This is a genomic window from Microcoleus sp. T3_B1 (assembly GCF_036700445.1).
GTDB lineage: Bacteria > Cyanobacteriota > Cyanobacteriia > Cyanobacteriales > Microcoleaceae > Microcoleus.
Genome location: NZ_JAUBOX010000069.1, coordinates 1 through 12,001 on the forward strand (window position 1 = coordinate 1; position 12,001 = coordinate 12,001).

The window sequence follows — 12,001 nt, forward strand, 5'->3', positions numbered from 1 at the left end:
TTGTCTCAAAACTGCCAAGATAGTGTGATTTTTGCCAATTACTTAAACTGCTGGGTGAGACCGCTCAAAACTACGGCTGAAATTAATAACGAAGGTTATAAAGTTGGCTTGCAATCGGGGAATTTGCAATGGACGGGTTATAACCGGATGTTTCAAACCATTACCTATTTCTTCCAAGGCATGAATTTGAATAGTCTTTTGGAAGATATTGGCAAGTCGCTCCATTTTTGCTATCACACTAAAAATTTCTGGGCTATTGATATTATTATTGCTAATAAGATAGCAATTTTAAATCTGATGGGTGAAGAGGATGAAGTTAGCGAAAAAGAGCATTTAGAAAATTTTTATGACCGTAAAAGCATGGCAGCGCTGTGTGAGTTTTATGTTTTAAAGGCGCAGACTTTCTATCTTTACGAACAGTATAGTGAGGCGCTAGAAGCATCTGAACGCGCGGCAGAGCTGATTGATTATTTGATGGGCCATATTTCTAGTGCTCACCATTATTTTTACCGTTGTCTGATCTTAACGGCTCTGTATTCAGAGGTTTCTGAATCGGAGCGACAAGATTACTGGCAGCAATTAGAAGCTAATCAGAAACAAATCAAAGTTTGGGCGGACAACTGCTCGGAAAGTTTTGCACATAAATTCTCGCTAGTGGCGGCAGAAATGGCGAGAATTTCAGGTCGAGATTTGTCGGCGATGGATTTGTACGATCGCGCGATAGCTGAGGCTAGAGAGCATGATTTTATTCAGAATGAAGCGCTGGCGGCGGAGCTGGCTGCTAAGTTCTGGTTGGGGAAAGATAAAGAAGAATTTGCCCACATCTACCTGACTAAAGCCCACTATGGCTACCAATACTGGGGGGCTAAACGTAAAGTTGAGAGTTTGGAGGAAAAGTATCCCCAATTAATAGTGAGAACATCAGGGAAGACAACTACTCAAACAAAGGTTAACCGCACAACGACGGCGACTACTAGCAGCAATTTGGGTGAGACGCTAGATTTAGCTACGGTGATGAAAGCAACGAGCGCGATTTCGGGTGAAATAGTTTTGAGTAGGTTGCTGGAAAGATTGATGAAAATTGCGATCGAGAATGCGGGGGCACAAAAAGGTTTTTTGATTTTAGAAAAAGCGGGAAACTGGGCGCTAGAGGCGGAAGGTTCGGTGCAGGAGGATGAAGTTAGTGTGCTGCAATCGCTTCCTCTCAATCCGATAGCAGCTTCTGGGGGCACTCCTTTGCTGGCTTGTGCGATCGCCAATTATGTGATTCGCACCCAGGAAAATGTGGTGTTAAATAATGCGGCCCAAGAGGGACAATTTACCCGCGATCCTTATATTGCAGCCACTCAACCGAAGTCTATTCTTTGTACTCCTCTGCTGCACCAAGGTAAGCTGACTGGCATTCTTTATTTGGAAAATAACCTGACTGAAGGGGCTTTTACTACCGATCGCCTAGAATTGTTAAAACTTTTATCTGCCCAAATTGCTATTTCCATTGAGAATGCTCAACTTTACGATCAATTAGGGGAATACTCGCGAACGCTGGAACGTAAGGTTATAGAAAGAACGCAAGAATTGCAACAGGAAATCGCTGTTAGGATGCAGACAGAAAGAGCCTTGGGCAAGTCTGAGGAAAAGTTTTCTAAAGCCTTTCGTTCCAGTCCTAACCCGATCGCGATCGCCCGGTTTGCAGATGGACGCTACATCGAAGTGAACGACAGTTTCCTCAGCACTTTTAGTTACTCTCGCGAACAGGTAATTGGTTTTACAGCAAGTGAGTTGAATTTTTGGGTTAATTTAGAAGAATGTGACAGATACAAACAGCTATTGCAAGAATCAGGAGTGCTTCGCAATCAGGAATTCGATTGCCGTACTTCCGCAGGCGAGGTGAGGAAGATGCTGGTATCAGCAGATATTATTGAGCTGGGTGGAGAAGCGTGTATTCTCTTAGTCACTAACGACATTACCGATCGTCAAAGGGTAGAAGAAGCGCTCAAAGAAAGCGAGGCTAAATACCGTGACTTAGTTGAAACATCGCAGGATATGATTTGGTCAGTTGATGCTGAAGGGCGTTATACCTTCGTCAACGCTGCCGTCCAACAGATTTTTGGCTACTGCCCTGAAGAAATGATAGGGCGAAAATTCACTGATTTCAAACCACCTCAACAACTTCCCAAAGATCACGAGATATTCCAACGTATGCTGAACGGAGAGTCCGTCTTTCAGTATGAAACTATACACTTAGCTAAAGACAGCAGACCTATCAATCTCCGGCTTAATTCAATTGTAGTGCGGGATTCCGAGGGAAATATTCTAGGAATAACTGGCACAGCAAGCGATATTACGGAAAGTAAAAAAGCAGAGGCAGCCTTACAACAAGCCAAAGAAGTAGCAGATGCGGCTAACAAGGCTAAAAGCGAATTTTTATCAAAAATGAGTCACGAATTGCGAACTCCCCTCAATGCAATTCTCGGCTTTACCCAAGTGTTAGCCCGCGACTCATCCCTTTCTCACATACAGCAGGGACAGATTGGCATCATTAGTCGTTCTGGCGAGCATTTGCTGACGCTGATTAATGACGTGCTGGAAATGTCTAAAATCGAGGCAGGTCGGATTACCTTAAATCCTACTAGCTTTGACCTGTATCATTTGCTCCATTCTCTCGAAGAAATGCTCAAACTCAAAGCTGATTCTAAAGGTTTACAGCTCAGTTGGCACATCAGTTCTAACATTCCTCAGTATGTAAAAACTGACGAAAGTAAATTGCGTCAAGTTTTGATTAATCTGCTAGGAAATGCGATAAAGTTTACTACAAAGGGAAGTGTAACGCTTCGGGTTGCAGCAATTAGTGCGAAACAAAAGTCCCCCATAGACAACGAACCACGGACTCTTACGTTTGAAGTGGAAGACACTGGTTACGGCATTGCTCCTACTGAGCTAGATTCTCTATTTAAGGCTTTTGTGCAAACTGACGCAGGTCGGAAATCTCAAGAAGGAACAGGCTTGGGTTTACCCATCAGCAGACAATTCGTACAACTGATGGGAGGAGACATTACCGTCAGCAGTACCTTGAATCGAGGAACAACTTTTAGTTTTGATATCCAAATTAGCTCCCCTGATATGGCTGAAATTCAACCTCGACAATCAAGAAGGCGGGTAATTGGTTTAGAACCCAACCAACCCTCGTATCGCATCTTGGTGGTTGATGATAAATGGGAGAGCCGTTTGCTATTGGTTAATGTTCTCGAACCGCTTGGCTTGGAGGTACGCGAAGCAGTAAATGGTCAAGAAGCTATTACAATCTGGGAAACTTGGAAACCCCACCTAATTTGGATGGATATGCAAATGCCTGTGATAGATGGGTATGAGGCCACCAGACAAATTAAAGCCAAGATTCAAGATGAGGCTACCTCGATTGTTGCGTTGACCGCTAGCGCTTTTGAGGAGGAGCGAGCCATTGTTTTATCATCAGGCTGTGACGATTTTGTGAGCAAGCCTTTCCAAGAAGAAGTTATTTTTGCCAAAATGGCTGAACATTTAGGGGTACAGTATATCTATGAAGATTTACCGAACTTTACATTATCTCAGCTTGAGGGTCAAGACTTGAGTGTAAAAGAAGGGGAAAAAACTGAAAATTTAAGGACAACTTTGGGGACAATGCCTGCGGAGTGGGTGATACAGTTACATCAAGCAGCTATCGATGCTGATGCAGAGCTGATTTTAAGTTTGGTCGCCGCAATTCCTGAATCTAATACTTCTTTTGCGGAGGCTATCGCTGATTGGGCTAACAACTTTCGTTTTGATAAAATTACTAACTTAACTGAAGAAAATATTCCATGAACAGCCAGCAATTAGAATCTCATGTTGCAAATCTTTTAGTGGTGGACGATACCCCAGACAACCTGCGTCTTTTATCCACTATGTTGAGCGACAAAGGATATAAAGTTCGGGGCGTAATAAACGGGGAAATGGCATTAAAAGCAGCACGTTCAACCCCACCAGATTTAATTTTGCTCGACATCACGATGCCCCAGATGAATGGCTACGAAGTTTGCCAACATTTAAAAGCGGATGGCAGAACTTCGGGTATTCCAGTTATTTTCTTGAGCGCCCTAGATCAAGTGTTGGATAAAGTCACAGCCTTTGCTGTTGGAGGAGTAGATTACATCACCAAGCCATTTCATTTAGAAGAAGTTTTAGCTCGTGTCGAAAATCAACTAACTCTTCAGCGTTTGCAAAAAAAATTGCACGAGCAAAATGCGCGATTGCAGGAGTCAGAGGCTAAAGAGCGAGAGAAAGCCCAAGAACTAGAGCTGGCTCTACAACAGTTACAAAATGCACAAGCTCAACTCATCCAAAGCGAGAAAATGTCAAGTTTGGGGAATGTTGTAGCAGGAGTAGCTCACGAAATTAACAATCCGATTAGCTTCATTAAAGGGAACCTCTCGCCCGTAAGGGAGTACACTGAAGATTTGCTGAGGCTGGTGCAACTCTACGCAGAAGATTTCCCCAATCCCACAGCAGCTATCCAGGAACAACTGGAGGCAATCGATTTCACTTTTCTCAGGAATGACTTGCCGAAGCTAATTGCTTCTATGAGCATAGGAGCTGACCGAATCGGAGAAATAGTGCACTCGCTACGGAATTTTTCCCGCCTCGATGAAGCTGAGTTGAAAGCGGTAGATATCCATGAAGGGCTTGAAAGTACGCTGATGATTTTGCAGCATCGGCTGAAAGATGAAGCAGACCAAACGATAATTAAAGTGGTAAAAGAGTATGAGGATCTGCCAAAGATAGAATGCTACGCAGGGCAAATTAATCAGGTTTTTATGAATGTTCTGACTAATGCGATTGAGGCGTTGCAATCCCAAAAATGTTTGGCAAATGATGTAGATGATACCAGCCCAATCCCTACTATTACTATTTGCACGAAATTACTCTCCGACTTTCAAGTGGGTATTTATATTACTGATAATGGGCCCGGCATAACCGAAGATATTCAACAACGCATATTTGAGCCATTTTTTACAACGAAGAAAGTGGGTCAAGGAAAGGGGTTGGGGTTATCGATTAGCTATACTATTGTAGTGGACAACCACGGGGGGCAACTCCGTTGTTTTTCGATACCGGATCAAGGGGCGACATTAGCCGTCGAAATTCCGATTTACCACTCTAAAAAAGGTTTTTTTTAAAGCAGATTTGGTCGGGGTATAATCCACGCTAAAATAAAAGTAGTCAAAAAGGGTCTAAAATCGTGAATCGTGTTTATTTAGGAGTCATATCATGCCCGATCGATTAACCATAATATCCCGGTCGGGGCGGGTTTTTGAGATTGTCAATTATTGGCAGGTATTGTGGGTGAACCCGCCCCTACAAAAATTGCGGTCGAGGGGACATGATATCATTATGATTTGCAATCTTTACACAAATTTCCCTTAATGGCAAGTCGCCAAATTGCTTTTTTTTAGTAGCTTATGCACGCACTCTCAAACCCAAAATAATGATGAATTTAAACCCCGATCTTTTTTCCGTAAAAACCCTAGCAATTGTTTGTGCAATTGCTGCGTTGGTTGTCCTTGGGGGCAAAGTCCTTGCCACAACAATCGATTATGCACCGCCATTTAAAGAAACTAGCTTTTACAGTACGACTATATCTGCTAATAACGATTTAGCTGATATTTATTATCCTAAACCATCCGATCTTAATTCGGGTAATTACTCTTTCCCCATTGTACTGTTATTGCAAGGTGCGCTTGTAGATAAATCATTTTATTCAGATTACGCTAGCCATGTGGCGCGGTACGGCTTTGTGGTAGTTGTTCCGAATCATTTGCGCCCTTCGCCCTTCAATCCCACTTCACCGCCTAATTTGGCGTCGGAAACTTCGCAAATTGCGGCGGTTTTGTCTCAAATGGCGATCGAAAACACAAAGCCCACATCTCCGATCGCGTCTGTTATCGATACGCAGCGCCTTGGTTTATTGGGTCATTCTTTTGGTGGTGCAGTGGGGTTATCCGTTATTGCTAACAAATGTCTCCCAGAATTGTATTTGTGTCAAGAGCCATTTACGCGCCCGAAAGAACTATTAGCGGGTGCATTTTTTGGAGCTAACCTGCGGAATCCCATTGCTAATGAATTTGTACCCATCGCTAATGATGGCATTGCAGTGGCGTTGATTCAAGGATCTATCGATGGTGTCGCCCTGCCCGATCGAGCTCAAAGCACCTTTGACCAAATTCAAACACCACCCAAAGCTTTGATTACTGTTATGGGTGCAAATCACTTCGGCATTACCAATGTTAATAACCCCGCTGGTGCGATGCCCGATCGCAATACTGCTACCTTAGAGCGAGCCGTGGGTATTGAAACGATCGCCCGTTGGAGCGCCCTGTTTTTGCGGGCAAATATGCTTAAAGATCGATCGGCATTTGATTATATTTACTCTCAAGGTGACGCCCTCGATCCGAATGTCCGTGTTACCACCGTTGCAGTTCCCAAACCATCTTCTAAGTAGCTCCACCTAAAAAAACGTAAGATAGATTAAAGTTAATAGATAGTGTGCCTACATTTTTATTATTGGGCATCACTTATCTGACAGACGGCGAGCACTATATTGTGTTAACCATCTATGTACAGTAATTCTATATCGATAACGGTTGAGTAAAGTCCAAACGATCGAACCCATCTGATTGTGGTAGTTCTCTTAGGACATGATATTCCTCTAAATTCTTCAGTCTGCGGAGGCAGACATTGTTTGTATAGACGCGGTTTCAACCGCCGACTCCCCGCCGACTCCCCGCCGACTCCCCGCCGACTCTCCGGCAACAAACACCCGCCCAAGTGGGATCGCGAAGCTGTAATCCGCTACAATCTGTGTTTGGTAAAGAATTTTTACAAGTTCACAGCCCATTACAGCCTTTGCGGCTTGTACTACCCAACCTGCCTGAAAATATGGATTTTGCTACTCTTGCTGCCCAGCTAAATGCTGGAACTATCTTGCCAGAGGGAATTGTCATCATCACCCTCTTGGTGGTTCTCGTCGGCGATTTAATCGTAGGCCGCAGTTCCTCGGGTTGGACTCCCTACGTTGCCGTTGCGGGTTTGCTGGCCGCCGTCGCTGCCTTGTGTTTGCAGTGGGATAACACGGATACCATCTCGTTTCTGGGCGGTTTTAACAGCGATGCCTTGAGTTTAGTGTTTCGCGGAATTATCGCTTTGAGTACGGCTGTCACTATTTTGATATCCGTCCGCTATGTACTGCAAACGGGTACCGCTTTAGCGGAATTTATCGGCATTTTGCTGACCGCTACTTTGGGGGGAATGTTCCTCAGCGGCGCTGATGAATTGGTGATGATTTTTATTTCGTTGGAAACTCTGAGTATCTCGTCTTATTTGCTGACGGGTTACACAAAACGCGACCCGCGTTCCAATGAAGCTGCTTTGAAATATTTGTTAATTGGGTCGTCTTCTTCGGCGGTGTTTCTCTACGGGCTGTCGCTGCTGTACGGCTTGTCTGGTGGCGAAACTAAGCTGAGTGCGATCGCGGCTAACCTTTCTACGGTGAATGAAGGTCAATCTCTCGGTTTGGTGATTGCTTTGGTTTTTGCGATCGCCGGAATCGCCTTCAAAATCTCTGCAGTTCCCTTTCACCAGTGGACTCCTGACGTTTACGAAGGTTCTCCTACACCCGTTGTTGCCTTTCTTTCTGTCGGTTCCAAAGCAGCAGGTTTTGCCCTAGCAATCCGCTTGTTAACAACTGCTTTCCCCGCACTTATCGAACAGTGGCAGTTCGTGTTCACGGCCTTAGCCATTCTCAGCATGGTGTTGGGAAATGTGGTTGCCCTCGCCCAGACTAGCATGAAGCGGCTTTTGGCTTATTCGTCGATCGCCCAAGCCGGTTTTGTAATGCTGGGTTTGATTGCAGGAACAGAAGCCGGTTACTCCAGCATGATATTTTATATGTTGGTTTACCTGTTTATGAACTTGGGTGCTTTCGCCTGCATCATCCTGTTCTCGCTGCGGACGGGAACCGACCAAATTAGCGAATACTCAGGTTTGTACCAAAAAGATCCGCTGTTAACTTTAGCCTTAAGTATTTGCCTGCTTTCTCTCGGTGGAATTCCGCCCCTGGCTGGATTTTTCGGCAAAATCTATCTGTTCTGGGCGGGCTGGCAAGCAGGACTTTACGGCTTAGTTATTCTGGGATTAATTACCAGCGTAGTTTCGATTTACTACTACATCCGTGTTGTCAAGATGATGGTTGTAAAAGAACCTCAAGAAATGTCAGACGCGGTGAAAAATTATCCCGAAATTCGCTGGAACCTTCAGGGAATGCGCCCTTTGCAAGTCAGCGTTGTACTCACTTTGGTGGCGACAACATTGGCGGGAATTTTGTCGAATCCTTTGTTTAATTTGGCTAATGATGCTATTACCAAAACTCCCATGTTGCAGTCGGCATTGAGTCATGTGCAACCTGTTGTGGCTGCTAAAATTGACTCGAATTTGGTGTCTCGCGGGGATTAATTTTTCCTGGTTTTGAAATAGTAGAAAACGCCTGACTCTTTGCAGTTGGGCGTTTCTTTTTTGTTGTGATATACTGTTATAGCCTTTCGAGCTCTCATATGAGGTACTCATGGGCATAGGGCATAGGCCTCCGTGGGCATAGGCCTCCGTGGGCATAGGGCCTACCTCACCACGCTTGAGAACCGCTATAATTATGATTTTTAACCGCAGATGTAGGCAGATTAACGCAGATTAACGCAGATAAAAGTTAGTACAGAGGCAACAATGTTAGTACAAAGTAAGGCAAAGTTTTATAGTCCAGATGAGTACCGGGAGTTAGAGGAAACTGCTGAGTTTAGAAATGAATACCGCGATGGAGAAATTGTAAAAATGACGGGTGGTAGTATTAATCACAGCCAGATCATCGGTAATATTTATGCGTTCTTAAAATCTGCTTTGCGGGGAAAGAATGCCAGACCATTTATGAGCGATTTGCGGTTGTGGATTCCTCGGTATCGACGCGGGACTTATCCAGATGTGATGGTAGTTGAAGGAGAATTAGTTTGCACAGAGGGACGGAAAGATGAAATACTCAATCCTGTGCTGATTGTGGAAGTGCTTTCTAAGTCTACCAAGGATTTTGATCGAGAGGATAAGTTTCGGTTTTATCGATCTATCCCTGAATTCCGTGAATATGTGTTAGTCAATCAATCTGAGTTTTTAGTCGCACAATATATTAAAACCGAATCAAATGAATGGTTGTTTCGGGAATATGAGGGAGAATCAGCAATAGTTTCCTTCGCTTCAGTGGAAGTGCAAATGTCGATGCTCGATATTTATGAGCTGGTTGTATTTGAAACCCAGGAAACGGAAGTACAAGAAGAAAATTAATGCTATTGGGGGATGCGAATATCAAGAGACTCGACTGCTGAATCAAATTTATTCAGTAGTAATCGAGATTGTTACCAAGAAGTCGGGGATTTCGTTGGTTTGCACGTGAGTTTCCAAATTTAAATTAAGAGTAAAATTAGATGAATGTAATTTGGTTACTGTTAAAGGCTTCTTGGTTAAATGTTTCCATTGCCATACTCACAGGCTTAATCAGCGGCGGTTGCAGCGCTATGTTAATTTCCCTAATTAATCGTGCAATCAGCGACAATTCCAATGGGAATTTAGTCTGGTATTTTGCGGGATTAGCAATCTTGGCTCTTTTGAGTGGCTTTGTATCCCAATTTTTGTTAATCTACCTTTCTCAAGAAGCTGTTTACAATCTGCGGCTGAGTTTGAGCCGTGGCATTTTGTCTACTCCTTTGCGGAATTTGGAAGAGTTGGGTGCTAACCGCTTGCTGGCAACTCTCACGGATGATGTGGGAACGCTTTCTAATACTATATTTTTGATTCCTTTTCTCTGTGTTGATATCGCTGTTGTCGTGGGCTGCTTAACTTATTTAAGCACGATTTCGGGTACGGTTTTTGTTGTTGTATTTAGTTTTCTGGTGCTGATGATTGGCACGGTGCAGTTGTTGCTCAGCAAAATGCGGAAATTCTTCGATTTAGCCAGAGAAGAACAAGATATATTATTTAAGCATTTTCGCAGTATTACTGATGGAATTAAGGAACTTAAACTGCATTCCTTGCGCCGCCAAGAGTTTTTTACGGAAGAATTGCAGGTGAGTGCTGATGCTTCCCGCGATTATAACGTGACTGCTTTGAATACTGGTGCAGTTGCGATTGGAGTGGGTCAGTTGCTATTTTTTATGCTGATGGGTTTGCTGCTGTTTGCTTTGCCGAAATTTGTGCCGGTTTCAACTCCGGTTTTGTCAGCTTACATTCTGACAAGTACCTATTTGATGTCTCCGTTTAACAATATTTTGCAAAGGTTGCCGGCGATTTTTCGTGCTAATACTTCTGTCGAAAAGATAGAGAGGATGGGATTGGCCTTGGCAAGTCAAGCTGAGATAAATTCAGCGGTTAAACCGTTTCAAACTGCTGAGTGGGAGACGCTGGAGTTAAATCGAATAATTCACAGCTATCCGGGAGAAAAAGAAGACAGCAATTTTAGTTTGGGCGAGCTGAATTTGAAGTTTCATCCGGGTCAATTGGTGTTTATAATTGGCGGTAACGGCAGCGGTAAGTCTACTTTAGCTAAGTTAATCACTGGTTTGTACATTCCTGAATCGGGAGAAATTCTCCTAGATGGTCAGCCAATTACTGATGAGAATCGTGAGTGCTACAGGCAGAATTTTTCGGCAATTTTTTCGGATTTCTATCTGTTTGAAAGGCTTTTGGGGATGACTAATCACGATTTGGACAAGCAGGCTGCTGAATATTTGCGAGAGTTTCATTTGGACAATAAAGTTCAGGTGAAAGATGGAGTTTTGTCAACTACGGCTTTGTCTCAGGGACAGCGAAAGCGGCTGGCTTTGCTGACGGCGTATTTGGAAGATAGACCGATTTATTTGTTTGATGAATGGGCTTCGGATCAAGATCCGTTTTTCCGCGATATTTTTTACAAGCAGTTGCTACCAGAGTTGAAGCGGCGGGGGAAAACGGTGTTTGTGATTAGTCACGACGATCGCTATTTTGATATTGCCGATCGCGCAATTAAACTAGATTACGGTAAAGTAGAGTATGACCGCTCAAATGGATAAGTACCGAATTGTCGAAACTTTGACCGAAAGCCAGGTTTCCGACTTGATGGATTTGTACAAAAACGAGTTTTGGAGTGACAAGCGGACGCGGGAGGATGTTGTGAAAATGCTGGCGGCGACTGATGTTATCATTGGTTTTGTCGATGAGAGCGATCGGCTAATTGCTTTTACTCGCGTTATCACCGATTTTGTGTACAGAGCAACAATTTGTGATGTCATCGTCAACCCAACGCACCGCAAGATGGGACTAGGTGTGAAGTTGATGGATGCAGTTGTAAATCATCCTAAATTGCAAGCTGTTGAAACATTAGGACTTCACTGTTTGCCGAAGATGATACCATTTTATGAACGGTGGGGCTTCAGTGATGATGTGGGCGAGAGGAAATTTATGAAACGAAAAAAGTCCTGAGATTAGTAATTTTCTTTCATCTGCATTTATTCGTAGCCGTAAGGTGCGCCCATAAGGGCCCTTCTAAATTCCCAACTTTTCTCGCATCACATCTGGTGTCTCTCTAAAGCCTACTAAAACAGCCGTTCCATCTTTAACAAACATAGGACGTTTCAGCAGCATCGCATCCTTAGCAAAAGCCTCTACCCACTGTTCGCTAGTCCAATTATTCTTGTCGTCGCCCAAAGCGCGGTAGGATTGACCTGAAGTATTTCGCATGGGTTGAAAACCCAAAGCAGCTACCCAGCTTTGGATTGTTTCGCGAGTCGGCGGCTGTTCTTTTGTGTCAATGAACTCGTAATTAACATCGCTATCTTTGAGCCACTGGAAAGCTTTTTTGCAGGTTCCGCAGTTCGGGATTCCGTAAACTTGAATTGACATAATAATGAGTGTTGACTGT

At 43.8% G+C, this 12,001-nt stretch carries 8 protein-coding genes; 7 read left to right on the forward strand and 1 reads right to left on the reverse strand.

Features of this window, described 5'->3' with window-relative positions:
* From QT990_RS27020 to QT990_RS27050, 7 genes are all read left to right on the forward strand, one after another.
* Positions 1-3,840 (forward strand): PAS domain S-box protein (locus QT990_RS27020; protein ID WP_333465957.1); only part of this gene is annotated, 3,840 nt, incomplete at its 5' end.
* A complete protein-coding gene (locus QT990_RS27025; RefSeq protein WP_333144852.1) occupies positions 3,837-5,192 on the forward strand; it encodes a response regulator in 1,356 nt (451 codons plus the stop codon). The genes QT990_RS27020 and QT990_RS27025, both read left to right, overlap by 4 nt.
* Before the next feature lie 308 nt (positions 5,193-5,500).
* Positions 5,501-6,514: a poly(ethylene terephthalate) hydrolase family protein gene (locus QT990_RS27030; protein WP_333144851.1), complete on the forward strand. Its 1,014-nt coding sequence runs from the start codon at positions 5,501-5,503 to the stop codon at positions 6,512-6,514.
* Positions 6,515-6,951: 437 nt separating this feature from the next.
* Positions 6,952-8,523: an NAD(P)H-quinone oxidoreductase subunit N gene (locus QT990_RS27035; protein WP_333144855.1), complete on the forward strand. Its 1,572-nt coding sequence runs from the start codon at positions 6,952-6,954 to the stop codon at positions 8,521-8,523.
* A 264-nt stretch (positions 8,524-8,787) separates the two neighbouring features.
* Complete coding sequence (locus tag QT990_RS27040; protein WP_333144850.1) at positions 8,788-9,393, forward strand: Uma2 family endonuclease; 606 nt, start codon at positions 8,788-8,790, stop codon at positions 9,391-9,393.
* A 140-nt stretch (positions 9,394-9,533) separates the two neighbouring features.
* A complete protein-coding gene (locus QT990_RS27045; protein ID WP_333144849.1) occupies positions 9,534-11,153 on the forward strand; it encodes a cyclic peptide export ABC transporter in 1,620 nt (539 codons plus the stop codon).
* Positions 11,134-11,562 carry a GNAT family N-acetyltransferase gene (locus tag QT990_RS27050; protein ID WP_333104348.1) on the forward strand — a complete coding sequence of 143 codons (429 nt, stop codon included), beginning with the start codon at positions 11,134-11,136 and terminating at the stop codon, positions 11,560-11,562. Before QT990_RS27045 ends, QT990_RS27050 begins: the two co-directional genes overlap by 20 nt.
* A 63-nt stretch (positions 11,563-11,625) precedes the next feature.
* Here the strand turns inward: QT990_RS27050 and QT990_RS27055 are convergent, their stop codons facing one another.
* Positions 11,626-11,982 carry a Spx/MgsR family RNA polymerase-binding regulatory protein gene (locus QT990_RS27055; protein ID WP_333144848.1) on the reverse strand — a complete coding sequence of 119 codons (357 nt, stop codon included), beginning with the start codon at positions 11,980-11,982 and terminating at the stop codon, positions 11,626-11,628.
* Between the last annotated feature and the right edge of the window lie 19 nt (positions 11,983-12,001).